21 protein-coding genes and 1 tRNA gene are annotated in these 24389 nt (G+C 70.9%); 4 read left to right on the top strand and 18 right to left on the bottom strand.

Features of this window, described 5'->3' with window-relative positions:
• Positions 1–330: 330 nt before the first annotated feature.
• Positions 331–1496, bottom strand: a protein-coding gene (locus ASG96_RS12975) for an IS3 family transposase (protein ID WP_157610826.1) whose coding sequence is annotated in 2 segments (ribosomal slippage) — positions 331–1209 and positions 1212–1496 — 1164 coding nt in all. Because the reading frame shifts where the segments join, the coding sequence is not laid out codon by codon here.
• A gap of 1 nt (position 1497) precedes the next feature.
• On the opposite strand from ASG96_RS12975, the gene ASG96_RS22690 reads away from it, so the two are divergent.
• Positions 1498–2118, top strand: a complete 621-nt coding sequence (locus ASG96_RS22690) for a site-specific integrase (protein WP_235509170.1) — start codon at positions 1498–1500, stop codon at positions 2116–2118.
• An 85-nt stretch (positions 2119–2203) separates the two neighbouring features.
• Here the strand turns inward: ASG96_RS22690 and ASG96_RS12960 are convergent.
• The 11 genes from ASG96_RS12960 to ald all read right to left on the bottom strand — a co-directional run bounded on the left by ASG96_RS12960 (position 2204) and on the right by ald (position 12270).
• Positions 2204–2277 (bottom strand) — tRNA-Pro (locus tag ASG96_RS12960).
• 87 nt (positions 2278–2364) lie between these two features.
• A complete protein-coding gene (gene der / locus ASG96_RS12955) occupies positions 2365–3864 on the bottom strand; it encodes a ribosome biogenesis GTPase Der (RefSeq protein WP_056756694.1) in 1500 nt (499 codons plus the stop codon).
• Between the two features lie 12 nt (positions 3865–3876).
• Positions 3877–4542: a 1-acyl-sn-glycerol-3-phosphate acyltransferase gene (locus ASG96_RS12950; protein WP_056756692.1), complete on the bottom strand. Its 666-nt coding sequence runs from the start codon at positions 4540–4542 to the stop codon at positions 3877–3879.
• Complete coding sequence (gene cmk / locus ASG96_RS12945) at positions 4539–5246, bottom strand: (d)CMP kinase (protein ID WP_056756689.1); 708 nt, start codon at positions 5244–5246, stop codon at positions 4539–4541. Before cmk ends, ASG96_RS12950 begins: the two co-directional genes overlap by 4 nt.
• A gap of 59 nt (positions 5247–5305) precedes the next feature.
• Positions 5306–6388, bottom strand: coding sequence for a prephenate dehydrogenase (locus ASG96_RS12940; protein WP_056756686.1), 1083 nt, complete (start codon positions 6386–6388; stop codon positions 5306–5308).
• 46 nt (positions 6389–6434) lie between these two features.
• Positions 6435–7391, bottom strand: a complete 957-nt coding sequence (locus tag ASG96_RS12935) for a pseudouridine synthase (RefSeq protein ID WP_056756683.1) — start codon at positions 7389–7391, stop codon at positions 6435–6437.
• Positions 7388–8044, bottom strand: coding sequence for an SMC-Scp complex subunit ScpB (gene scpB, locus ASG96_RS12930; protein ID WP_057588156.1), 657 nt, complete (start codon positions 8042–8044; stop codon positions 7388–7390). Before scpB ends, ASG96_RS12935 begins: the two co-directional genes overlap by 4 nt.
• Positions 8037–9116, bottom strand: a complete 1080-nt coding sequence (locus ASG96_RS12925) for a ScpA family protein (RefSeq protein ID WP_082588686.1) — start codon at positions 9114–9116, stop codon at positions 8037–8039. The genes scpB and ASG96_RS12925 overlap by 8 nt, the downstream gene beginning before the upstream one ends.
• A gap of 14 nt (positions 9117–9130) precedes the next feature.
• Complete coding sequence (locus ASG96_RS12920; RefSeq protein ID WP_082588734.1) at positions 9131–10075, bottom strand: AAA family ATPase; 945 nt, start codon at positions 10073–10075, stop codon at positions 9131–9133.
• 96 nt (positions 10076–10171) lie between these two features.
• Positions 10172–11158, bottom strand: a complete 987-nt coding sequence (gene xerD / locus ASG96_RS12915) for a site-specific tyrosine recombinase XerD (RefSeq protein ID WP_057588432.1) — start codon at positions 11156–11158, stop codon at positions 10172–10174.
• Positions 11155–12270, bottom strand: coding sequence for an alanine dehydrogenase (gene ald, locus ASG96_RS12910; RefSeq protein ID WP_057588155.1), 1116 nt, complete (start codon positions 12268–12270; stop codon positions 11155–11157). The genes xerD and ald overlap by 4 nt, the downstream gene beginning before the upstream one ends.
• A gap of 262 nt (positions 12271–12532) precedes the next feature.
• Between ald and ASG96_RS12905 the strand changes: the two genes are divergently transcribed.
• Entirely contained in the window at positions 12533–13144 is a 612-nt protein-coding gene (locus ASG96_RS12905; RefSeq protein WP_056756670.1) for a hypothetical protein, read from the top strand.
• Positions 13145–13178: 34 nt separating this feature from the next.
• Here the strand turns inward: ASG96_RS12905 and hisS are convergent, their stop codons facing one another.
• Complete coding sequence (hisS, locus tag ASG96_RS12900; RefSeq protein ID WP_057588154.1) at positions 13179–14531, bottom strand: histidine--tRNA ligase; 1353 nt, start codon at positions 14529–14531, stop codon at positions 13179–13181.
• Positions 14528–15229 (bottom strand): MBL fold metallo-hydrolase, encoded by a 702-nt coding sequence (locus ASG96_RS12895; protein ID WP_056756666.1) that lies wholly within the window; start codon positions 15227–15229, stop codon positions 14528–14530. The genes hisS and ASG96_RS12895 overlap by 4 nt, the downstream gene beginning before the upstream one ends.
• Positions 15230–15454: 225 nt before the next feature.
• Between ASG96_RS12895 and ASG96_RS12890 the strand changes: the two genes are divergently transcribed.
• Positions 15455–16297 (top strand): peptidylprolyl isomerase, encoded by an 843-nt coding sequence (locus tag ASG96_RS12890; protein ID WP_056756663.1) that lies wholly within the window; start codon positions 15455–15457, stop codon positions 16295–16297.
• The gene (locus tag ASG96_RS24225; RefSeq protein WP_082591760.1) at positions 16294–18327 is read left to right on the top strand and encodes a DUF349 domain-containing protein; all 2034 of its coding nucleotides are present in this window, start codon (positions 16294–16296) and stop codon (positions 18325–18327) included. Before ASG96_RS12890 ends, ASG96_RS24225 begins: the two co-directional genes overlap by 4 nt.
• A gap of 96 nt (positions 18328–18423) precedes the next feature.
• On the opposite strand, the gene ASG96_RS12880 is transcribed toward ASG96_RS24225, so the two are convergent.
• The 4 genes from ASG96_RS12880 to secD form a co-directional block, all read right to left on the bottom strand.
• The gene (locus tag ASG96_RS12880; protein WP_056756660.1) at positions 18424–20709 is read right to left on the bottom strand and encodes a bifunctional (p)ppGpp synthetase/guanosine-3',5'-bis(diphosphate) 3'-pyrophosphohydrolase; all 2286 of its coding nucleotides are present in this window, start codon (positions 20707–20709) and stop codon (positions 18424–18426) included.
• A gap of 28 nt (positions 20710–20737) precedes the next feature.
• A complete protein-coding gene (locus ASG96_RS12875; protein ID WP_056756656.1) occupies positions 20738–21262 on the bottom strand; it encodes an adenine phosphoribosyltransferase in 525 nt (174 codons plus the stop codon).
• A 73-nt stretch (positions 21263–21335) separates the two neighbouring features.
• Positions 21336–22493, bottom strand: coding sequence for a protein translocase subunit SecF (secF, locus tag ASG96_RS12870; RefSeq protein ID WP_057588153.1), 1158 nt, complete (start codon positions 22491–22493; stop codon positions 21336–21338).
• Positions 22490–24382 carry a protein translocase subunit SecD gene (secD, locus tag ASG96_RS12865; RefSeq protein ID WP_057588152.1) on the bottom strand — a complete coding sequence of 631 codons (1893 nt, stop codon included), beginning with the start codon at positions 24380–24382 and terminating at the stop codon, positions 22490–22492. The genes secF and secD overlap by 4 nt, the downstream gene beginning before the upstream one ends.
• Positions 24383–24389: the final 7 nt, after the last annotated feature.

Below are 24389 nucleotides of genomic sequence, written 5' to 3'. Positions count from 1 at the left end.
CGATCGAGCAAGCTGTCGCAGCTCGTCGCTCTGCGTCGCCCACGAGCGAGCGATCTCGACGACCACAGCCGGCTGCTCGTCGTCGTCACGCGACGCGAGCCAGCAGGCACGACAGATCGCAGCCCAGTCGATCTCAGAGATCGGTCGAGCCTGCACCGACTCATCGCGACGACCCTGCGAGCCGAACCCGCCATACGACGTCACAGCCGACATGCGGAACGCGCCCAGGAACTGCGCAGCCGCACGAGAGATCGCCACCTCACGGGCCGCGTCGCCGAGCGCGTCAGCGTCGCCGTTCGGGACTGCTGCACGAACCGGTGACAGGTCGGGTCAGGCTGCCTGAGTGGCAGGTGTGGTCATGATGGTCTGGAACTCGATAGGGGTCAATCGGCCCAAGGCGTTCTGACGACGTCGGCGGTGGTAGGTCCGCTCGATCCAGGTGACGATCGCGATCCGCAGCTCCTGTCGGGTGGCCCACTGACGCCGGTCGAGCACGTTCTTCTGCAGCAGCGCGAAGAAGCTCTCCATGGCGGCGTTGTCCCCGGCTGCGCCGACCTTGCCCATCGAGCCGACTATGTCGTGCCGGTGCAGGGCACGGACGAACTTCCTTGACCTGAACTGTGATCCGCGGTCGGTGTGCAGGATGCAGCCGGCGACCTGACCCCGTCGGGCGACCGCGCTGGCGAGGGCGTCGACGGCCAGCCGCGACTTCATCCGGTCGCTGATCGAGTACCCCACGATCCGGTTGGAGTAGACGTCCTTGATCGCGCACAGGTAGAGCTTGCCTTCGCCGGTCCAGTGCTCGGTGATGTCGGAGAGCCACAACCGGTTCGGCCGCTCAGCGCTGAAGTCGCGTTTGACGAGGTCGTCGTGCACCGGCGGCCCGGGCTTCTTGCCGTTGTTCCCGCGCTTCTTGCCGAACGCGCTCCACCAGCCGTTGGCAGAGCAGACCCGCCACATGGTCCGGTCGCAGGCCTGGTGGCCGGCGTCGCGGGCCTCGTCAGCGAGGTATCGGTAGCCGAACTCGGGGTCGTCCCGGTGCGCGTCGAACAGCGCGTTGGCCAGGTGGGCCTCGGCCAGCTCGGCCGCCGTGACCGGCGCGGTGAGCCAGCGGTAGTACGGCTGGCGAGCGATCTTCAGGACCCGGCACGTCACCGTGACGGGGATCCCGTCGGCGGCCAGCTCGCGGACGAGCGGGTACATCATTTTCCCGGCAGGTTCGCCTGAGACAAGTAGGCCGCTGCTCGGCGCAGGACCTCGTTCTCCTGCTCGAGCAGACGGATGCGTTTCCTGGCTTCACACAGCTCGGCATTCTCAGCCGCCGTGCTGCCGGGTTTGACGCCGTCCTCGACGTCGGCATCCCGCAGCCAGTTGCGCAGGCATGACTCAGCGATGCCGAAGTCCGCGGCGATCTGCTTGAGCGACTGGCCCGGCTCGCGGCCTCGGGCGACGTTCACGACGTCGTCACGGAACTCTTTGGGGTAGGGCTTGGGCACGGTGCACATCCTTCCAGCGACGCCCTTCAGCGCCACAGATCAGGTGTCAGCTATCCATGCAGCAGTCCCCTGGTCGAACATCGATCTTGAACGCGGCGAGCTGCGCGTGCGCGGCACTCTCGTGCGCACTGACGTAGGTCTGACGATCCAGCCGCCAAAGACAGGCAACGGCTGGCGCACGATCCCGCTGTCAGGTGCTGTCGCATCAGCGATTCGTCGCCAGCGTGCACAGCAGGCGGCGGATCGTCTCGCAGCGGGCGTGTCCTGGATCGGCAGCTCTCACGTCTTCACGACCGAGGCGGGCACGCCGCTCGACCCGCGTAACGTCTCACGCTGGTTCGACACGGTCGTCAAGCGAGCCGGGGTCGACGGGTCGCTGCACACGCTGCGTCACACAGCGTTGACCGCCATGGCTGTCGCCGGTGTGCCTTTGTCTGTCGTGTCCCGCACAGCAGGTCATGAGTCGATCACAACGACAGTCGATCTCTACGGCCACGTCGCTGAGGACGCGACGCGTGACGCTGTCGAGGCACTGTCGCGTCGGTTGGGGCTCGACGTCGAGTCTCGCTCCGAGGGCTCGGGAACGCCGCTCGATTCTGTGCCCGCGAGGGTCAACGGCTGATCAATGGCTGACTGAATGGCTGACTGAACGTCAGAAGGCTGCTCCCGGATTTCCGGAAGCAGCCTCTGACGTGCAGCTATATCGGTCGGGCTGACAGGATTTGAACCTGCGACCCCTTGACCCCCAGTCAAGTGCGCTACCAAGCTGCGCCACAGCCCGAATGCCCCTCGGGGCGAAAGGAACATTAGCGCACCCGATGCCGCTGGTCCCAATCGGCCCCCGTGGGCGGCCCCGTGCCCGTTCCGGTCAGCGGCGGCGCTTCTCGCGGACGCGCACCGAGACCTCGATCGGCGTGCCCTCGAAGCCGAACTGCTCGCGCAGTCGGCGCTCGATGAAGCGGCGGTAGCCGGCCTCGATGAAGCCCGACGCGAAGATCACGAAACGCGGCGGACGGGTCGAGGCCTGGGTCGCGAAGAGGATGCGGGGCTGCTTGCCACCACGCAGCGGGTGCGGGTGGGATGCCACGATCTCGCCGAGGAAGGCGTTGAGCCGCCCGGTCGGGACGCGGGTGTCCCACGACTCGAGCGCGGTCTCGATGGCGGGCACGAGGCGGTCCATGTGGCGGCCCGTGCGCGCCGAGATGTTGGCCCGGGGGGCCCACGGCACCTGGACCAGCTCCTTCTCGATCTCGCGCTCGAGGTAGTAGCGGCGCTCCTCGTCGAGGTTGTCCCACTTGTTGTAGGCGATGACGAGGGCACGGCCAGAGTCGATGACCTGCTGCACGACCCGGATGTCCTGCTCGGCGATCGGCTCCTCGGCGTCGATGAGCACCACGGCCACCTCGGCCTTCTCCAGGGCGGTCTGGGTGCGCAGCGACGCGTAGAAGTCCGCGCCGCGGCTCTGGTGCACGCGGCGGCGGATGCCGGCCGTGTCGACGAAGCGCCACGTCTTGCCGCCGAGCTCGATCAGCTCGTCCACGGGGTCGCGGGTGGTGCCGGCGACGTTGTCGACGACGACGCGCTCCGAGCCCGCCAGACGGTTGAGCAGGCTGGACTTGCCGACGTTGGGTCGGCCGACGAGGGCGACCCGGCGGGGGCCGCCCTGAGCGTACGCGCCGTGCGCCGACACGTCGGGCAGCACCTCGAGCACGGCGTCGAGCGCGTCGCCGCTTCCGCGGCCGTGCACGGCCGAGACGGGGAACGGCTGCCCGAGCCCGAGGCTCCACAGCATCGCGGCGTCGGCCTCGCCACGCTGGTCGTCGACCTTGTTGGCGACGAGCACGACGGGCTTGCCCGAGCGGCGGAGCAGCTTGACGACCGCCTCGTCGTCGTCGGTGGCGCCGACCGTGGCATCCACCACGAACATGACGACGTCGGCGAGGTCGATCGCGATCTCGGCCTGCTCGGCGACGCGGAGGTGGATCCCCGTGGCGTCGGCCTCCCAGCCGCCGGTGTCGACGATGGTGAAGCGACGTCCACCCCACTCGGCCTCGTAGGAGACGCGGTCGCGGGTCACGCCGGGCACGTCCTCGACGACGGCCTCCCGGCGTCGCAGGATGCGGTTGACGAGGCTCGACTTGCCGACGTTGGGTCGGCCGATCACGGCCACGACGGGGAGCGGGCCCTGGGCCGCACCGTCGTCGGAGAGCGGCCCCTGGGCATCCAGCAGCGCCTGGTCCTCGGGGCTGAGCTCGAAGTCGTCGAGCCCGGCGCGCAGCGCGCGTTCCACGGCAGCGTCGTCGACGGCGGGGTCGGCGGTCGAGATCGGAGCGCCCTCGTCGGTGGGGCGGGCGGTCTCGTCAGTCACGGTGTCCTCGAATCAGTGAACGTCTGTTGAGGGACCATTCTCCACCCGCGAGCGGCCTACATGTGACGCGAGGGCGTCGCGCAGCCGGTCGCTGGCCAGTCGGAGGCGGTCGCGGCCCGGCACAGCGGGGTCGACAGCGAGCCGGAACGGGTCACCGAAGTCGACGAGCAGGCGCGAGCGGAAGGCCGGCCAGTCGTCCTTGGTGGCACCGAGTACGCGGGTGCCGCTGACGGCGACCGGCACGATCTGGGCATCGGTGCGCAGCGCGATCCAGGCGGCTCCGTGGTTGACCTGCTGGACCTCCCCGTCGCCCCGGTTGCCCTCGGGGAAGATCCCGACCGCTCCCCCGCACTCGAGGACCGCGCTGGCCGAGGCGAGGGCGGCGCGGTCGCCGACGGACCGGTCGATGGGGATCTGGCCGACGTTGCGGATCGTCCAGCCCCAGAAGCCCGAGAAGGCCTCCTGCTTGACGAGGAAGCTCACGGGTCGCGGCGCCAGGCCGAAGACGAGGGGCCCGTCGAGGAAGGCCGCGTGGTTGGCCACGAGGATCACCGGCCCGGTGGGCGGGACGCGCTCGGGGTGCAGGGCGGTGCCGCGGTAGAGCGTGCTGAAGATGGCCTTGCCGATCGGGCGGCCGATCCGGGCCCGGTTCGGGTGGGGAGCGACCGCCTGGCTCATGCCCGGGCCGCCTCGACCACCTGGAGCACCGCCTCGACCGAGCCCTCGAAGTCGAGGTGCGACGTGTCGATCGTCGTGACGCCGTCGGCGGCCACGGTGAACTCCGACACCGCGGAGTCGGCCTTGTCGCGGTCGACGATCTGCGAGCGGGTGGCGGCCACGGCGTCCGCGTCGGCGGCTCCGTGCAGCTCGGTGGAGCGCCGCGCGAGCCGCGCCTCCTCGGATGCGGTCAACAGGATGCGCACGGGCGCGTCGGGCGCGACGACGGTGGTGATGTCTCGCCCTTCGGCGACGACGCCGCCCGTGGAACCGGCCGCCTCCGAGATGAGACGGCGCTGCAGGACCCGGAGGATCTCGCGCACGGGGATGACGGTGGCGACGGCGGAGACGTTGGTCGAGATGCCGGTCTCGCGGATCGCCGCGGCGACGTCGGTGCCGTCGACCTCGACCGTGGGCGCATCGGGATCGGTCCCGATGTGCAGCGGAAAGCGCTGTGCCGCAGCGGTGATGGCCTCGGCGTCGGTGAGGTCGACGCCTTCGTGCAGGCACCACCAGGTGAGCGCGCGGTACATCGCGCCGGTGTCGAGGTAGCCGTAGCCGAGGGACCGCGCGACCTGCTTGCTGACACTGGACTTGCCGGACCCGGAGGGCCCGTCCACGGCGACGACGAAACCGGACAGGTGGTCCTCGGGGGTCTGCGGCATGCGGACGACGATAGTGCCTCGACCGGACCGCCTCCGGACCCGCCCGGGGGCCGGGACCGTCAGTCGTGGACGCGCCAGCCGAGGCGGGCGAGCGCGGTGCGCAACGGCTCGACGGAGGCGGGCACCACCGAGATCTCCGCGACGCCGACGGCCTGGCCGAGCCCGTGCTCGAGGTGGAGGTCCTCGAGGTTGATGCCCGCGTCACCGACGTCGGTGAGCAGCCGCGCGAGCGACCCGGGCTCGTCGGGGACCACGACGGAGACGACCTCGTAGGCCGCTGGGGCGGCGCCGTGCTTGCCGGGGATGCGTGCGTGCCCGAGGTTGCCGGCCTCGAGGACGTGGCTCAGCGTGCCGAGGGCCCCGGCGCCGTCGGCGTCGACGAGGGCGTCGAGGGCGGCGACCACGTCGTCGACCTGGTCACGGACGTGGCGCAGGACATGGCGCACGGCGGGGGCGTTGCCGGCGAGGATCTGTGTCCAGAGGCGGGGGTCGCTCGCGGCGATGCGCGTCACGTCGCGCAGACCCTGGCCGGCGAGTCCGACGGCGGACTCGGGCAGCTCGCGCAGGCACGCCGCGACGATGCTCGCGGCCAGCTGGGGCACGTGCGACACGGCCGCCACCGCCTCGTCGTGCTCGTGGGCCGGCATGACCCGTACGGCGGAACCCACGGCGAGGGCGAGCTCACGCACGCGACGCACCGCGGCGTCGGTCGAGGCCTCGTGGGGCACGACGACCCACGCCCGACCGTCGAAGAGGTCAGCGCGGGCGGCGGCGGCACCGGAGCGCTCACGGCCGGCCATCGGGTGCGACCCGACGTAGCGGCTCGCGTCGGCCCCCGAGTCGAGCACGACACGGAGCAGCGATTCCTTGACGGAGGCGACGTCGGTGACGACGGCGTCAGGCCACCGGCCCAGCGCGTCGACGACGACCCGAGCCGCCACGTCGGGGGGCGCCGCGACGACGACGACGTCCGGCGGGTCCGACACGTCCTCGGCCATCTCACCTGCACGCAGGTCGCGTGCGAGTCGGACGGCCGTCGGGGACGGGTCCTCGAGCGACACGCGAAATCCGCTGTTGGACAAGGCGATCCCCAGGCTTGTTCCGATCAGCCCTGCCCCGACGATGCGGACGTGCGTGCTCACCCCGTCAGCGTAGCGAGCGGGTCGTCCCACGGCCCGGACGTCCGGATCACAGACCGGCGGCCTTGTAGAGCGCCCCGATCTCGGCCTTGTTGAGACGGCGGGTGCGCCCGGACTTGAGGTCGGCGAGACGGATCGGACCGACCTCCGTGCGGACGAGCTCGAGGACCGGGTGCCCCACGGCCTCGAGCATGCGGCGCACGACGTGCTTCCGGCCCTCGTGCAGCACCACCTCGACCATGGCCTTGCCCGGCTGGTGGTCGACGATCCTGAACGAGTCGACGCTCACGGGTCCGTCCTCGAGCTCGACACCCTCGCGCAGGCGCTTGCCGACGTCACGCTGCACCGGTCCACGGATCGTCGCGACATAGGTCTTGAGCACGCCGTATGCCGGGTGCTGCAGCCGGTGGGCGAGGTCGCCGTCGTTCGTGAGCAGGAGCAGGCCCTCGGTGTCGGCGTCGAGACGACCGACGTGGAAGAGCCGCTCCTCGCGGTTGCCGACGTAGTCGGCCAGCGAGATGCGACCGAGCTCGTCGTGCATCGTCGTGACGACGCCCTTGGGCTTGTTGAAGGCGAGGTAGACGCGGTCCTCGTCGAGGTTGACGCGCACGCCGTCGACGTGGACGACCTGGCTGCGCGGGTTGATGCGCACGCCGAGCTCGGTGACGACCTGGCCGTCGACCTCGACGCGTCCCTGCTCGATGAGGTTCTCGCAGACGCGGCGCGAGCCGACACCGCCGGCGGCCATGAGCTTCTGCAGCCGCACGCCGTCGGGGTCGTGCACGTCGATCTCGGGCGTGGCCTTGCGCTCGGGCAGCTTGGTGGGCTGGCTGGCCTTGGTCGAGCCCGCGAAGCGGGGACCCGACGCCTTGCCGCTTCCGCCCTTGCTTCCGCCGCTCTTGCCGCCTGCGACGGGTCGCCCGCCACGGCGTGCGCCGCCAGGGCCTCCGGTGGGCCCGGAGTCCTTCTTGCGCGGCTGGCGGGGTGACCTGGAGTACTCGCTCATGCGTGTCCTTCCTCGATGAGCTCGTCGATGACGTCGGCGTCCGGTAGGTAGGGCGCCAGCGCCGGGAGGTCGTCGAGGGACGACAACCCCATCCGCTGGAGGAAGTAGGGGGTCGTGCGGAAGAGCATGGCGCCGCTCTCGCCCACGTCCTCGACCTCCTCGATGAGGCCGCGCGACGTCAGCGTTCGCACGACGCCGTCGACGTTGACGCCGCGCACGGCGCTGACCCGCGCCCGGGAGACCGGCTGGCGGTAGGCGATGACGGCGAGCGTCTCGAGCGAGGCCTGGGTCAGCTTGGCCTGCTGCCCGTCGAGCACGAACTTCTCCACCACGGGCGCGAAGTCGGACCGGCTGTAGACGCGCCATCCACCCGCGACGCTGCGCAGGGTGAAGCCGCGCTGCGCGGCGGCATACTCCTCCTCGAGGGCGTGCAGGTGACCGCGCACGTCGTCGACGGGCAGCTCGAGCGCCGACGCGAGGGCCACCTCGGTGACCGGCTCGTCGACGACCATGAGCACGGCCTCGAGGGCCGAGCGGGCACCGCCCGGGAAGTCGTTGATGTCGAAGGCGATCTGCTCGTCGGCACCCTCGCGCTCCACGAGCCCCTCGGGCTCGGTGGTCGCGTCGGGCCCCTGCGCCGACTGGTCACTCATCGTGTGCTCCTGTTCGTGGGGTGGCGTCGCCACCCGTCTCCTCGGTGCCCTCTGCGGGCTCGCCGTCGGCCTCGTCGTCTTCGTCGAACTCGTCCGTCTCGTCCGTCTCGTCGTCCTCGTCGAACTCGTCGTCGATCGCGATGTCGCCGGCTTCGGTGCCCGTCCAGCGGATGTCGAGCTCGCCGAGGGCCTCGGCCTGCTCGAAGGCGATCGCCGCCTCCTTGAACAGCTCGAGCAGGGCCAGGAACCGCGCGACGATGACGAGCGTGCTGTCGGCGTCGGCCACGAGGCTCCGGAACGAGACCTGGCCGCGGTGGCGCAGCCGGTCCACGATGATCGCGGCCTGCTCCCGGACGCTGACCTGGGGCGCGTGCAGGTGCTCGAGGCCGACGGTCGGCGCGATCTTCGGCGTCATCGTCCGCGCTGCGATCATCGCGAACTGCTCGGGCGTGATGGCGATGACGAGCTCGGGCAGCAGGCTCGCGAACTCCGGCTCGAGACCCGCCTGACGTGGGGTGATGCGCCCGGCCGTCGCCATCCGCTCGCGGAACGTGGCGGCGATGTCCTTGTAGGCGCGGTACTGGAGCAGTCGCGCGAAGAGCAGGTCGCGCGCCTCGATGAGCGCGAGGTCCTCGTCGTCCTGCGGGCCGGACTGCGGGAGCAGGCGCGATGCCTTGAGGTCGAGCAGGGTGGCGGCGATGAGCAGGAACTCGGAGGCCTGCCCGAGGTCCCAGTCGCTGTCGGCCGCCTGCGCGGTCTTGATGTGGGCGACGAACTCGTCGGTGACCTTGGCGAGGGCCACCTCGGTGATGTCGAGCTTGTGCTTGCTGATGAGGCCGAGCAGCAGGTCGAAGGGCCCCGAGAAGACGTCGAGGTGCACCTCGAAGGGCGCGGCGGAGCGGCGCGTGATGACACCGCCGGGTGTCAGCTCCTCCGCGGGCGCGCCGGGCGCCGCAGGGGCGACCGCGGCGGGCGTGAGCGCGTCCGGTGACTCCGCCTCCGGGGCCTGCGCGGGCACGCCTGCGTCGTCGGTGTCGACCGCGGTGCGGTCGACGGTGTCCTGCTCGGTCATCAGATCACTGCGGATCAGGCCGCGCCGCCGCGCGCGATGAGCTCGCGGGCGAGCTGGCGGTAGGCGTTGGCACCGGAGTGCTCGGACGAGTAGGACGTGATCGGCTCGGCGGCGAGGGTCGCGTCGGGGAACTTGACCGTGCGGCTGATGACCGTGTGGAAGACCTGCTCGCCGAAGTGGTCGACGACCGAGCGCACGACCTCGCGGCTGTGCAGGGTGCGGCTGTCGTACATCGTGGCGAGGATGCCGTCGACCTGCAGGCGCGGGTTGAGGCGGTCGGTGATCTTGTCGATCGTGTCGATGAGCAGCGCGACACCACGCATCGCGAAGAACTCGCACTCGAGCGGGATGATGACGCCGTGCGCGGCGGTCAGCGCGTTGACGGTGAGCAGGCCGAGCGACGGCTGGCAGTCGATGAGGACGAGGTCGTACTCGTCGACGACGGGCCGCAGCACGCGGGCCAGGATCTGCTCGCGGGCGACCTCGCCGACGAGCTGGACCTCGGCCGCCGACAGGTCGATGTTGGCGGGCACGAGGTCGAGGTTGGGCGTGCGCGTCTGCTGGATGACGTCGTGGATCTCGTGGCCGCGCTCGACGAGGAGGTTGTAGATCGTCGTGTCGAGCTCCTGGGCGTTGACGCCGAGGCCGACGGACAGCGCGCCCTGCGGGTCGAAGTCGATGACGAGGACCTTGCGGCCGAGCTCGGCCAGCGCTGCGCCGAGGTTGATCGTCGTCGTCGTCTTGCCGACGCCGCCCTTCTGGTTGCACATGGCGATGATGCGAGCCGGCCCGTGGCTCGAGAGCGGCGCGGGGTCCGGGAAGTCAGGAAGCGGTCGGCCGGTCGGGCCCATGGCGCCCGAGCCCGCGGACTCGGTGCCGGGCAGGTGCGCGACGCGGGGGGCGGCGGTGACCGCACTCTGTCGAGACTGGTCGAGGTCCTCGGACGGCACGGACTGCATGGTGTCGTGTGACTCCTCGTTCACCGGGTGTTCCACTCCGCTCGGCCTTGCCCTGGGATGCTGCGGTCAGCCTCGCGCTGATCACGTGTGACCTTATCAGCGGGCACGGGGGTGGGCGCCCGCATAGACCTCGCGGAGTCGGTGGACCGAGACCATCGTGTAGATCTGCGTCGTCGTGACGGAAGCGTGCCCGAGCAGCTCCTGGACGACGCGCACGTCGGCCCCGCCGTCGAGCAGGTGGGTGGCGAAGGAGTGGCGCAGCGTGTGGGGCGAGACGTGCTCGGTGAGGTCGGCCCGCTCGGCGGCGCGCCGGATGATCGCCCACGCAGACTGGCGTGAGAGCCGCGCCCCGCGCTGGTTGAGGAAGAGCGCCGGACCCCCGTGTCCGTGCGTGGCGAGCGCCGGTCGGCCCCGGACGAGGTATGCCGTCACGGCCTCCACCGCGTAGCGGCCGACGGGGACGATGCGCTCCTTTCCGCCCTTTCCGCGCAGTCGCACGGACGCCGCTCCCCCGCTCGTCGGAGTGCTGCCGGCGGGATCGGGGAGGGCCGCGGTCTCGATGTCGTCGACGTCGAGGTCGACGGCCTCACTGATGCGGGCGCCGACGCCGTAGAGGACCTCGAGGAGTGCTCGGTCGCGCAGCGACTCGGGCGTGTCGCCGACCGACGCCGCCGCGAGGAGCCGCTCCACGGCCTCGATCGGGATCGCCTTGGGCAGGCGTGCGGGGGGCTTGGGCGGGGCGACGTTGGCGGCCGGGTCACCGGCCACCTCGCCCTCGAGCGCGAGGAAGCGGTGGAAGCCCCGGACCGCGACGAGGGTCCGCGCCGCGGACGAGGCGGCGAGCCCGCGCTCGCGCAGGGACGCGAGGAAGTCGCTGACATCCGGCTCGGAGACCCGGCCGGCGTCCTCGATCCCCCGCGCGGCGAGGAACGCGGTGTAGGCACGCAGGTCGCGGGCGTAGGACTTGAGGGTGTTGTCGGACGCGCCCTTCTCGACGCGGACGTGGTCGAGCCACCCGCGGACGTCGCGCTCGAGGCGCGAGAGTCGTGCCGCGGGTGGCCCGGTGACGACCTGCTCGGTCAGGACAGCGCCTCGTCGAGACCGACCGACGCCATGCCGTGCGCCTCGGCGACGCCGGCGTACGTGACGTGCCCGTCGTGCGTGTTGAGCCCCAGGCCGAGCGTGTGGTCGGTGCGCAGGGCGTCGCGCCAGCCCTGGTTGGCGAGCTTCACGGCATACGGCAGGGTCGAGTTCGTCAGCGCGTACGTCGAGGTGTTGGGCACCGCGCCCGGCATGTTGGCCACGCAGTAGAAGACCGACTCGTGCACGCGGTACGTCGGGTCCGCGTGCGTCGTGGCGTGGCTGTCCTCGAAGCAGCCGCCCTGGTCGATCGCGATGTCGACGAGCACGGAGCCGGGCTTCATCTGCGATACGAGCTCGTTGGAGACGAGCTTGGGAGCGGCTGCACCGGGAATGAGCACGGCACCGATGACCATGTCGGCCTCCTGCACCTGCTGCTGGACCGTGAGCCGGTTCGAGGCGAGGCCGTGCACCTGGTTCTCGTAGCGCCAGAAGGACATCCGCAGCTTGTCGAGGTCGGTGTCGAGCAGCGTGACGTCCGCGCCCATACCGAGCGCGATGTTGGCGGCGTTCTGGCCCGAGACCCCGGCACCGAGGATGACGACCTTGGCGTTGGCGACGCCGCCGACGCCGCCCATGAGCACGCCGCGTCCGCCCTGGGCGCGCATCAGCGCGTGGGCGCCGACCTGGGGTGCCAGGCAGCCGGCCACCTCGGACATCGGGTAGAGCAGCGGCAGGGCCCCGGAGGGCAGCTGCACCGTCTCGTAGGCGATGCCGGTCACCTTGCGCTTGACGAGCTCCTCGGTGAGGGGCTTGTCGGCTGCCAGGTGCAGGTAGGTGAAGAGGGTCAGGCCCTCGCGCATCCGGTGGTACTCCTCGGCGACCGGCTCCTTGACCTTGAGCACCATGTCCGCCTCGCCCCAGACGTCGTCGGCGGAGTCGAGGATCCGCGCGCCGGCCGCGACGTAGTCGTCGTCGCTGATCTGCGAACCGACCCCGGCGTCCTTCTCCACGACCACGTCGTGCCCGTTCTCGGTGAGCTCGTGGACGCCTGAGGGCGTGATGGCCACGCGGTACTCGTGGTTCTTGACCTCGCGGGGGATGCCGACCTTCATGGTGCTGCACTTCCTTCCGGGCTGACTCGGCCGCGGCGACGTTGCCGTGCTGAGACGGGCCCGCAGGGGCCGCGAGGCCACTGTATCCGTGGGCGTCACGGCCCGGTCACGACCTCGCACAACTGCCCTCGGCCGGACTCGCGCCCTGCCACGGGCTCGCGCACGCCTCGAGGCGCCTTCCTCGCGGGCTCCGTGGTCGCCTGGATCGCCTCGGTGGTGGCCTCCACGTGTTCTTTCTCTTCATCTTCGCCACCATGGGCCCGTGAAGCTCTACGCAGACACCCCGGCCCGCCGCACCCGACAGATCCTCTCCGACGTGCTCATGCTCCTGTGGATCGGGCTCTGGGTGTATGCCGGCCGCCAGGTCCACGACATCGTGGACCGGCTGCGCGCACCGGCAGACTCGATCACCTCCGCGGGCCAGTCGGTCAACGGCGCGCTCACCGGCGCGGGTGACCAGGCCGGCCAGATCCCGCTCGTCGGCGACCAGCTGAAGACGTGGCTGACCCAGGCGGCCGGGTCGGGCACCACGCTGCAGGCAGCGGGGACCTCGATGGCGGACACCGTCGACCAGCTCGCGCTCGGCCTCGGCCTCGCGGCGGCACTGGTGCCCATCGTGGTCGTGCTCGTCGTGTGGCTCTACGTCCGGATCCGCTTCGTGCGCAACGCGATCCAGTCGCAGCGCTTCATCGACGCCGGCGAGGACCTCGACCTGTTCGCCCTGCGAGCGATGGCCACGCAGCCGATGCGCGCTCTGGCTCGCGTGTCCGACGACCCTGCCGGTGCCTGGCGACGCCAGGACCGTGACGTCATCCGCAGCCTCGCCCTGCTCGAGCTCCGGGACCAGGGCCTGCGCCCGCCGCCCGGCACGTGACTCGCGTGAGCGCGTGGCCGGGCCTGGTGCGGTGTCAGGCGTCGGTGCGCGTCACCCGCGGGTCGAGGTCGTCGGCCGGCGGGTTCCAGGAGTCGGCCGAGGCCGCGACCTGCTCACCCGAGCGGATGTCCTTGACCTCGTCGCCCGACTCCCCGGCGCCGGGGAACCAGACATAGGGGATCCCCCGACGCTCGGCGTAGCGGATCTGCTTGCCGAAGCGCGCCGCCGAGGGAGCCACCTCGCACGCGATCCCGCGCCGGCGCAGGGCCGTCGCGACGCCGACCGCACCCTCGCGCGACTCGTCGTCGGTCAGGGCCACGAGCACCGCGGCGGGCGTGGAGCGCGAGGCGGTGACGAGCCCGCGGCCGATGAGCAGGCCCAGGATCCGCGTCACGCCGATGGAGATGCCGACCCCGGGGTAGGTGTTCTTCCCGTCGCTGGCGAGGGCGTCGTAGCGGCCGCCGGAGCAGAAGGAGCCCCAGGACTCGTGGCCGACGAACTGGGTCTCGTAGACGGTGCCCGTGTAGTAGTCGAGACCGCGGGCGATGCGCAGGTCGGCGACGACCCTGCCGGGGGCGTGCGCCATGCCCGTGCGGATGACGGCCGCGAGCGACTCGAGGCCCTCGTCGAGGAGCGGGTGCTCGACACCGAGCGCGCGGACCTGCCCGACGAAACCGAGGTCCGTCGAGCGGATCGCGGCGAGCGCGAGGCAGTGGTCGGCCTGCTCGGGCGTCGTGCCCGACTCGACGAGCAGCGCCGCGACCTTCTCGGGGCCGATCTTGTCGAGCTTGTCGACGATGCGCAGCGTCCCGATGACGTCGGTGATGCCGATGCCCTGGTAGAAGCCGTTCGGGATCTTCCGGTCGTTGACCTGGATGACGAACTCGCCCACCGGGAACCTGCTGAAGACGTCGGCGATGACGAGCGGCATCTCGGCCTCGAAGTGCGGAGAGAGCTGCCCCACGTCGACGACGTCGATGTCGGCCTGGGTGAACTCCCGGTAGCGCCCCTCCTGAGGCCGCTCACCGCGCCACGCCTTCTGGATCTGGTAGCGGCGGAACGGGAAGGAGAGCTTGCCGGCGTTCTCGAGCACGTACCGCGCGAACGGCACGGTCATGTCGAAGTGCAGTCCCCACCGGGCGTCCTCGTCGCTGCCGCCGGCGAGGCGCGACACGGCGTAGATCTCCTTGTCGGCGTCCTCGCCCTGCGCGCTGAGCCGCTCGATCGGCTCGATCGAGCGCGTCTCGACGGACGCGAAGCCGTGCAGCTCGAACGTCTCGCGGATGACGTCGAGGAAGCGCTGCTCGACGATGCGCTCGGACGGGAGGTACTCGGGGAAGCCGCTGATCGGCAGGACCTTGCCGGCCTTGGGCTGCGGGGTGCTCACGCGGGCAAGTCTTTCAGGTAGGGGTTGGTGGCGCGCTCGTGGGCCATCGTCGTGGCCTGGTAGTGGCCCGGGAGCACGAGCGTCGTGTCGGGGAGCGGCAGCACGACGTCGCGCAGGCTGCGCTGCATCGCGGCCGGGTCACCGCCGGGCAGGTCGGTGCGGCCGACCGACCCGGCGAACAGGACGTCGCCCGTCACCATCGTGCGGTCGACGTCCACCTGGTCACGGATGCCGTCGGGCACCCGGTCGATGCCGAACATGACCGATCCCTCGGTGTGCCCGGGTGCGTGGAGCACGTCGACGTCCATGCCGGCGAGCGTCAGACGGGTGCCGTCGGTGATCTCGACGACGTTCGTCGGCTCGGTCCAGCTCGCCGCCGTGCCGAACTGCTGCTCGAGCATCGCGATGAGTCCCGGGTTGGTGCGCCCGAGCAGGTCGTGGAGCCGGTAGCGGTCGTCGGCGTGGATGTAGGCCGCCGTGTCGGACCCGCAGACCGGCGTGACGGAGTAGACGTGGTCGACGTGGCCGTGCGTCAGCAGCACCGCCGCCGGTCGCAGCCGGTGCTCCGTCAGCACCTCGCGCAGCCTCTCCTCGACCCCGATGCCGGGGTCGACGATGACGCATTCCTCCCCCGCGCCGATGGCGAGGACGTAGCAGTTGGTGTCGAACGCCCGGGCCGGGAAGGCAATGGTCAGCACGCTGGGAGCCTAGCGACGCCGGTGGCCGGGGCAGGCGGCATACGCTCTCCGAGGTGGCGGGACTCCTCCGGTATGCCGTCCGAGGGGCTTCCGAACGCAAATCCGCGCGTCGAAGGGGAGATGTCACGGACTCGTGACCCGTCCCGCTGCGTGCGCACCGCAGTCGTTCCATAAAATGACCGAACGCCCGGGGACAGCCCATGCGGCCCGTACGAGGAGAGGTTCGTGACCAAAGAGCAGGAACGCGCACGTGCGCGCCGCCGCCACGAGGAGCAGCAGAAGAGCGCCAAGCCGCCGGTGAGCGACTCGACGCGCGACAAGCAGGTCTTCGGTGTGATCCTCGCGGTCATCCTCGTCATCGCGGCCGTCATCGTCGTGCCGAAGTTCGTCGGCAGCTCCGACGCGGCTACGCCCGCGGCCGGGTCGACGACGCCCGCGAGCACCCCGACGAGCTCGGGCGGGCTCGCCGCAGGTCAGAAGCTCGCGGCAGGCTGCACCGCTCCCCCGGCCAACCAGACCACCCCGAAGCAGCAGAAGGAGGTCCCGGCCAAGGCCACCGCTGCCGGCAAGACCTTCGTCGCCACCGTCAAGACGACGTGCGGCGACCTCACCTTCGAGCTCGACGGGACCAAGGCCCCGCAGACGGTCGCGTCGTTCATCAACCTGGCTAAGACCGGATTCTGGGCCCCGAGCCCCTGCCACCGCGTCACCACGGAGGGCATCTACGTGCTCCAGTGCGGCGACCCCACGGGCACCGGCCAGGGCGGCCCGGGCTACACCTTCGGCATCGAGAACGCGCCGAAGGACGGGAAGTACGCCACCGGCGTGCTCGCCATGGCCCGCACCTCGGACCCGAACAGCAACGGCGGCCAGTTCTTCATCACCTACAAGGAAACCCAGTTGCCCACCGACGGCGGTGGCTACACGATCTTCGGGAAGGTGACCAAGGGCCTCGACATCGTCGAGAAGATTGCCGCGAACAAGGCCCTGCCCCCCAGCCCGACGGACGGAACCCCCGTCTCCCCGATCAGCATCCTCAGCGTCAGCGTGACGGAGAAGAAGGCATGACCGACATCAAGCAGCCCGAGCCGGACGACACCACCGCCCCCGCGACGGACACCCAGGACGAGGCCGCGGCCGTACCGGCCGCCGAGAGCGCCGACGCCGTCGAGGCCGTCGAGGCCGTCGAGGCCGTCGAGGCCCCGGAGGAGCCCGCGCCAGCAGAGCCCTCGGAGACCACCGAGACCCCGGAGGAGCCCGCGGCGGCCGAGACGGCTGACGTGGTCGCCTCGGTGCAGGCCACGGAGTCCGCTGACACGGTGGAGAGCGCCGACGAGCCCGTTGCCGAGGCCGTTTCCGAGCCAGTCGCCGAGCCAGTCGCCGAGCCAGTCGCCGAGCCAGTCGCCGAGCCACTCGCTGAGCCAGTCGCCGACGCGACCGAGCCCGTTTCCGAGCCAGTTGCCGAGCCAGTCGCCGAGACCGCCGCCGACACGACCGAGCCCGAGTCCGCCGTTCCCGCAGTCGCGCCCGCCGAGGCAGAGGCCCCGGCCCCGGTCTCCGAGCCCGAGGCCGCCGAGCCGGCCGCGACCGAGCCCGTCGCCGTGGAGGGCGTCGAGCCGGAGGCAGCGGCAGCCGACACCGCCGACGCCGTGGCGTCGGTCAGCAGCGTCGAGTCCGGCGAGACGACCGACACCGCGCCCGCCGCGCCCGCCGCGCCGGCCACGCCGTCGCCGGCCAACGTCCCCAAGCCCTCGGCGATCCCCACGCCGGCGGCACTCGCCAAGGCCGTGCCCCATCCCACGGTGACACCCGCGGCCCCGGCGCCGATCACGACCGACCACTCCGCCTCGGCGGCCTTCGGACGCGTCGACGAGAACGGAACGGTCTTCGTCCGCACCAAGGACGGCGGCGAGCAGGAGGTCGGCTCCTACCCCGGCGCCAGCGACCAGGAGGCGCTGACCTACTTCGCACGCAAGTACGACGAGCTCTTCGCCTCGGCCGTGCTCCTCGAGCAGCGCCTCTCCCAGCCGGAGGTCCCGTCCAAGGACGTCGCCGAGGGCCTCAAGACCCTCGCGGCGCAGGTCAAGGACGCGACCGTCGTGGGCGACCTCGACGCCCTCGCCGCCAAGCTCGACGAGATCCAGTCCGGGCTCGCCGCCAAGCGCAACGTCGAGCAGCAGCACCGCGCGGAGGCGCGCGCGGCCGCCACCGCCGAGCGCGAGAAGATCGTGGCCGAGGCCGAGTCGATCGCGGGCCAGCCCGAGAACCGGATCCAGTGGAAGAGCAGCGGCGCTCGCATGCGCGAGCTGCTCGACGAGTGGAAGGCGCACCAGCGCTCGGCCACGCGTCTCGACCGCGAGACGGAGTCGAGCCTGTGGCAGCGCTTCAGCAGCGCGCGCAACGGCTTCGACAAGGCGCGCCGCAGCCACTTCGCGGGGCTCGACGCCCAGCACGCCGACGCCAAGAGCGCCAAGGAGCGGCTCGTGGCCGACGCCGAGAGCCTGGCGACGAGCACCGACTGGGCCGCCACCGCCGGTGCGTTCAAGCGGCTCATGGACGAGTGGCGTCGTGCGGGCCGGGCCAGCCGGTCCGACGACGACAAGCTGTGGGCGCGCTTCAAGGCGGCCCAGGACAGCTTCTTCGCGGCCAAGGACGAGGTCGTCGCCGCCGAGGAGGAGCAGTACCGCGGCAACCTGACCGTCAAGGAGGCCCTCCTCGTCGAGGCCGAGGCGATCCTGCCCGTCACCGACCTCGAGAAGGCCAAGGCCCAGCTGCGCGTCGTCCAGGACAAGTGGGATGCCGCCGGCAAGGTCCCGCGGTCCGACATGGAGCGTGTCGAGAAGGCCATGCGCCGCGTCGAGCAGACGGTGCGCGACGCCGAGGACCGCAGGTGGAAGTCGAGCAACCCGGAGGTCGCAGCCCGAGCCCGGGCCATGGTCGACCAGCTCGAGCGGGCCGTCGCCGATCTCGAGGACGACCTGGCCAAGGCAGAGGCGTCCGGTAGCGCGAGCAGGATCAAGAAGGCCCGCGAGGCGCTCGACGCCCGTCAGGTCTGGCTCGACCAGGCGCGCGCCGGCGTCGCCGAGTTCGGCGGCTGATCGCGGCAGCCACCCACGAAAGGGCCCACCCGACAAGCGCGCTCGTCGGGTGGGCCCTTTCGCGTGCTCCTGTCGACAGGAGCAGGTGCTCGACGGCTACATCGTCGACTTGCCGCCGTTGACGCGGTAGACGTCGAAGACGCCGTCGATCTTGCGGACGGCCTTGATGACGTGGTCGAGGTGCGCGGGGTCACCCATCTCGAAGGTGAAGCGGGAGATGGCCACCCGGTCGCGGGAGGTCTGCACCGACGCGGACAGGATGTTGACGTGCTGGTCCGACAGGACGCGGGTCACATCGCTGAGGAGGCGGTTGCGGTCGAGCGCCTCGACCTGCAGCTGCACGAGGAAGACGCTGGCCGAGCTCGGCGCCCACTCGACGTCGATGAGCCGCTCGGGGTTGGCCGTCAGCTGGTCGGCGTTGGTGCAGTCGACGCGGTGCACCGACACGCCGTTGCCGCGCGTCACGAAGCCGATGATCGGGTCGCCGGGGACCGGGGTGCAGCACTTGGCGAGCTTGACCCACACGTCGGCCGTGCCGACGACGACGACGCCCGGGTCGCCGGGCTTGCGCCGACTGGCGGACCGGGTCGGGACCGTGGCCTCGGCGAGGTCCTCGGTGGCGCCATCGACCCCGCCCATCGAGGCGACGACCTTGCCCACCACGTGCTGCGCGGAGACGTGCCCCTCACCCACCGCGGCATAGAGCGCCTCGATGTCCTGGTAGCGCAGGTCGGTCGCGACGGCGGTCATCGACTCGTGGCTCATGAGCCGCTGGAGCGGGAGGTTCTGCTTGCGCAGGGCCTTGGCGATCGAGTCCTTGCCGGCCTCGATGGCCTCCTCGCGTCGCTCCTTGGAGAACCACTGCTTGATCTTGTTGCGCGCGCGAGGGCTCTTGACGAACTGGAGCCAGTCCCGCGAGGGTCCGGCGCCGTCGGCCTTGCTCGTGAGCACCTCGACGACGTCGCCGTTCTCGAGGGTCGACTCGAGCGGCACGAGGCGGCCGTTGACGCGCGCGCCGATGCAGTGGTGCCCGACCTCGGTGTGCACGGCGTACGCGAAGTCGACCGGGGTGCCGCCCATCGGCAGCGCGACGACCGAGCCCTTCGGGGTGAAGACGTAGACCTCGCTGCTGCCCATCTCGAAGCGCAGGGAGTCGAGGAACTCGCCGGGGTCCTCGGTCTCGCGCTGCCAGTCGAGCAGCTGCCGCAGCCAGGCCATGTCGTTCTGGGGGGTGATCTCGCCGGGACGCGCGGGGCCGCCGCCGTTGCTCTGGTCCTTGTACTTCCAGTGCGCTGCGACGCCGTACTCGGCACGCCGGTGCATCGTGTGCGTGCGGATCTGGATCTCGACCGGCTTGCCCTGCGGGCCGATGACCGTGGTGTGCAGCGACTGGTACATGTTGAACTTCGGCATCGCGATGTAGTCCTTGAACCGGCCGGGGACCGGGTTCCAGCGCGAGTGGAGGGCACCCAGCGCCGCGTAGCAGTCACGCACCGTGTCGACGAGCACCCGGACGGCGACGAGGTCGTAGATCTCCTCGAAGTCGCGGCCCCGGACGATCATCTTCTGGTACACGGAGTAGTAGTGCTTGGGCCGACCCGTGACGACCGCCTTGATCTTGGCGGCCGTGAGGTCCTCGGTGACCTGGGTGCGCACGCCGGCGAGGTACTCCTCGCGAGCCGGGGCGCGCTCGGCGACGAGGCGCACGATCTCGTCGTAGACCTTGGGGTAGAGCGTCGCGAACGAGAGGTCCTCGAGCTCCCACTTGATGGTGTTCATGCCGAGCCGGTGCGCGAGCGGGGCGTAGATCTCGAGCGTCTCGTTGGCCTTGCGCTTGGCCGACTCGGGGCTGACGTAGCGCCACGTGCGCGCGTTGTGCAGGCGGTCGGCGAGCTTGATGACGAGGACGCGGATGTCGCGCGCCATCGCGATGACCATCTTGCGGACCGTCTCGGCCTGGGCGGCCTCGCCGTAGGTCACCTTGTCGAGCTTGGTGACGCCGTCGACGAGCATCGCGATCTCGTCACCGAAGTCGTGGCGCAGCTCGTCGAGGCCGTATGCCGTGTCCTCGACGGTGTCGTGCAGCAGCGCCGCCGCGAGCGTGGGCGGCGTCATGCCGAGCTCGGCGAGGATCGTCGTCACCGCGAGCGGGTGCGTGATGTACGCGTCACCGCTCTTGCGCATCTGGCCCTCGTGCGCGCTCTCGGCCACGGCGTACGCCCGCTCGATGACCGAGAGGTCGGCCTTCGGGTGGTTCTGGCGCACGGCCGTCATGAGCGGCTCGAGCACGGGGTTGCCCGCCGGCCGGGTGGCCCCGAACCGTGCGAAACGGGCGCGCACCCGCGACGGGGTGGACAGCTCGTTGCGGACGTCCTCGCTCATGAAGAGAGTCTAGGCGGTCCCTCTGTGTTCACACGGTGAGGATGGCGTTGACCGGCCGGTCCGCGAGCCGGCTGCGTCCCTCGAGGAAGGCCAGCTCGAGGACGACCTCGATCGCGGCGACCGTGGCACCGGCCCGCTCGACGAGCTGCGCGCACGCCTCGGCGGTGCCGCCCGTGGCGAGCACGTCGTCGAGGACGAGCACGCGCTGGCCGGGTTCGAAGGCGTCGGTGTGCACCTCGATCTCGGCCGTGCCGTACTCGAGCGCGTAGGACTCCTTGAGGGTCTCCCCCGGCAGCTTGCCGGCCTTGCGCACCGGGACCATGCCGAGGCCGAGCTCGTAGGCGACAGCCGCGCCGAGGATGAAGCCGCGGGCCTCGATGCCGACGACGACGTCGACCTGACCGGCATACCGCTGGGCGATGTCCCGGACGAGCTCACCCAGGGCGGCGCCGTCGGCGATGAGCGGGGTGAAGTCCTTGAAGACGACCCCGGGCTTGGGGAAGTCCGGGATGTCGCGCAGCTTGCTCGCGACCAGGTCACTGATCTGGCTCACGCCGTCTCCTGGGGTGCTCGATCGTGCGGTGGGCGGATCGCGACGGTGCGGGGCCGCGGACGCGGCCCCGCGCTCAGCGCCGCGACTTCGGTGCGCGCTTGGGCTGGTTGCGCGGGCCGGCCTGGGCGTACTTGTGCACCGGACGAGGCGCGCCGTCGACGCCCACTGCGGCGTCGGTCGCGTCGGCCGCCGCGCCCGTGGCGTCGGCGCCGACGTAGGCCGGCTCGGCGCCGCCCTGCGTGGCGGGGACACCGTGCTTGGCCGCGTGGCGGGCGACGTACCTGTCGAGGTCATGGACGGCGGCCTCGTTGCGGCGCAGGTCGACGAGGAGCGGCGTCGCGATGAAGATCGACGAGTAGGCGCCGACCGAGATGCCGATGAACAGGGCGAGCGACAGGTCGAGCAGCGTGCCCGGGCCGAGCAGCGTGAAGCCGACGAAGAGGACGGCAGCGATGGGCAGCAGCGCGACGACGGTCGTGTTGATCGAGCGGACGAGCGTCTGGTTGACGGCGAGGTTGGCCGCCGCCGAGTAGGTCATGCGCTTCGTGCGGAACGCGTCGGCGGTGTTCTCCCGCACCTTGTCGAAGACGACGACCGTGTCGTAGAGGGAGTATCCGAGGATCGTCAGGAAGCCGATCATCGACGACGGCGTGATCTCGAACCCGAAGAGGGCGTAGATGCCGACCGTGATGACGAGGTCGTGCACCAGGGCCACGAGACCTGCGACGGCCATCTTCCACGTGCGGAAGTAGAGCGCCATGACGATCGTCACGAGGATGAGGAAGACGACGAGGCCCCGGATCGCCTGCTGGCTGACCGACTGTCCCCAGCTCGGGCCGATGAGCGAGGCGCTGACGGCCCCCTCGTCGACACCGAACTGCTGGGCCAGGGCGGTCCGCGCCTCGTCGGTGAGCTCCGAGGCAGCCTCGGACTGCACACGCACGGTGTCCTGGCCGACGATCGTCGAGATGACGTTGCCGCCGATGCCGGCCTCCGAGATGGCGTTCTGGGCCTTCTCCTCGTAGCCCTGGCTGTTCGAGACGCCCTGGACGCGGAACTCCGAGCCACCGCTGAACTCGATGCCGAAGTTGAGGCCCTTGACGAAGATGCCGACCAGGGCGAGGGCGATGAGCACGGCCGACAGGGCGTACCACGTCTTCTGGCGCTTGATGAACTCGATCGAGCGCTTGCCCGTGTAGAGGTCGTTGCCGAACTGAGCGAAGTTGATCATGCCTGGGCCTTCCCCTCGGCGAGACGTGCCGAGCCCACGGTGGCGGGCGGGCGGGGGGCACCGAACTGGCCGCGTCCCCGGTAGCGCGCCACGTCCTTGGCGCCGAGGCGCTGCGGGTCGAGGCCGGACCACTTGTGCCCTCCACCGAAGAACTCCGTGCGGGCCAGCAGCTGCACGGTCGGGTGCGTGAAGAGGATGACGACGACCAGGTCGATGAGGGTCGTCAGGCCGAGCGTGAAGGCGAACCCACGGACGTTGCTCGAGGCGAGGAAGTAGAGGACGGCGGCGGCGATGAAGTTGACGCCGTCGGCCGCGATGATCGTGCGTCGGGCTCGCTTCCAGCCCGTCTCGACCGCTGCGACGAGCGGACGCCCGTCGCGGACCTCGTCGCGGATGCGCTCGAAGTAGACGATGAAGCTGTCTGCGGTGACACCGATGGCGACGATGAGACCCGTGACACCGGCCATCGTCAGTCGGAAGCCGTGGGTCGTGCCCAGCACCGTCACCGCGAGATAGGTCAGGATCGAGGCCACGAGAAGCGACGCGACAGTCACGAGGCCGAGGGCGCGGTACTGCAGGAGCGAGTAGATGACGACGAGCAGCAGGCCGATGAAGCCGGCGAGCAGACCGATGCGCAGCTGCTCCTCACCGAGCTGGGGCGTGATGTTGTCCTGCGTCTGCAGAGCGAACGAGATCGGCAGCGCACCGAACTTCAGCTGCTCGGCGAGCTGCTTTGCCGAGTCGATGGTGAAGGACCCGGTGATCGAGGCCCGACCATCGGTGATGACGGCGCGTGCCTGCGGCGCCGTGATGACGGCCTTGTCGAGCACGACGGCGAACTGGTCGAGCGGAGGCTGCGACTGCAGGCCGTAGAGACGCTTCGTCACGGCCGCGAACTTGGCCTTGCCGGCGTCCTTGAAGGACAGGGCGACCTCGACGATGGAGGTCGGCTGGCCGTTCGGTCCGGGCTGGTAGCCGCTCGTCGCGTCGGCGATCTCGCTGCCGTCGATCTCGCTCGGGCCGAGGACGTACTTCGTGACGCGGTCCTCGCCACAGGTGGCGATGGGCTGGGTCGGGTCGTCCTGGACCTTGTCGACCGCGCCAGGCGTGGAGCAGTTGAGCGCGGTGTACTCCTTGGCGACCTTGGCGGCGGCCGTGTCGGCCTTGGCCTTGTCCCAACCGAGCCCGACGAGGCCCGTGCTGACCTGCGTCTTGATGGCGGCCTCGGTCTGTGCGGCCGTCGGCGCGGGAGTCTCGGTGGCCGCCGGTGCCGGTGTCGTCGCGGTGCCGGACGGCGTGGTCGCCGTCCCGGTGGGAGTGGCCGGCGTCGTGGCCGCACGGAGCGCGTCGGGGACGACGCCGTTCTGGGCGGTGGCAGAGGTCGAGGGCGTCGCGGTGCTCGTCGCCTTCGGCGTGCCGGTCCCGGTGGCGGTGCCCGACGGGGTGACCGTCCCCGTCGGCGTGCTGCTCGGGTTGGCCTGGCTGGCGTTGGGGTCGAGCGCCTGCACGTAGACGGCGCGGAAGCGCAGCTGCGAAGGCTTCTTCAGCGCGTCGAGCTGCTCGGCCGTCGGCTGGCCGGGGATCGACACGACGATGCTGCGGCCGCCCTGCGTGGTGATCTCGGCCTCGGAGACGCCGTTGGCGTCGATGCGCTGGCGGATGATGTCGACCGCGCGGTTGACCTGACCCTCGCTGATGGTCTCGGTGCCGGTGAGCTGGGGCTGGAGCACGAGCTCCGTGCCGCCCTCGAGGTCGAGGCCGAGGCGGGGGGTCATGGCCCCGTCGGCCCACTTCGTCAGGCCGGCGGCGAGACCGCCGAGCGCGAGGATGACGACGAAGAGCGCCAGGAGGCTCCGTCTCGCCGACTTCTTGGTGGAGCTGCGTGCCACGAAAGCC

Source organism: Terrabacter sp. Soil810, from assembly GCF_001429645.1.
In the GTDB taxonomy this organism is placed as follows: Bacteria; Actinomycetota; Actinomycetes; order Actinomycetales; family Dermatophilaceae; genus Terrabacter.
This window is presented reverse-complemented; position numbering and strand designations above follow the sequence as displayed.

Coding starts and splice junctions, on each gene's coding strand:
- ASG96_RS12950 (WP_056756692.1), bottom strand. CDS start 4,542: ATGAGCCAGGCGGTCGCTCCCCACCCGAACCGGGCCCGGATCGGCCGC.
- cmk (WP_056756689.1), bottom strand. CDS start 5,246: ATGCCGCAGACCCCCGAGGACCACCTGTCCGGTTTCGTCGTCGCCGTG.
- ASG96_RS12935 (WP_056756683.1), bottom strand. CDS start 7,391: ATGAGCGAGTACTCCAGGTCACCCCGCCAGCCGCGCAAGAAGGACTCC.
- scpB (WP_057588156.1), bottom strand. CDS start 8,044: ATGAGTGACCAGTCGGCGCAGGGGCCCGACGCGACCACCGAGCCCGAG.
- ASG96_RS12925 (WP_082588686.1), bottom strand. CDS start 9,116: ATGACCGAGCAGGACACCGTCGACCGCACCGCGGTCGACACCGACGAC.
- ASG96_RS12920 (WP_082588734.1), bottom strand. CDS start 10,075: ATGCAGTCCGTGCCGTCCGAGGACCTCGACCAGTCTCGACAGAGTGCG.
- ald (WP_057588155.1), bottom strand. CDS start 12,270: ATGAAGGTCGGCATCCCCCGCGAGGTCAAGAACCACGAGTACCGCGTG.
- ASG96_RS24225 (WP_082591760.1), top strand. CDS start 16,294: ATGACCGACATCAAGCAGCCCGAGCCGGACGACACCACCGCCCCCGCG.
- ASG96_RS12880 (WP_056756660.1), bottom strand. CDS start 20,709: ATGAGCGAGGACGTCCGCAACGAGCTGTCCACCCCGTCGCGGGTGCGC.
- secF (WP_057588153.1), bottom strand. CDS start 22,493: ATGATCAACTTCGCTCAGTTCGGCAACGACCTCTACACGGGCAAGCGC.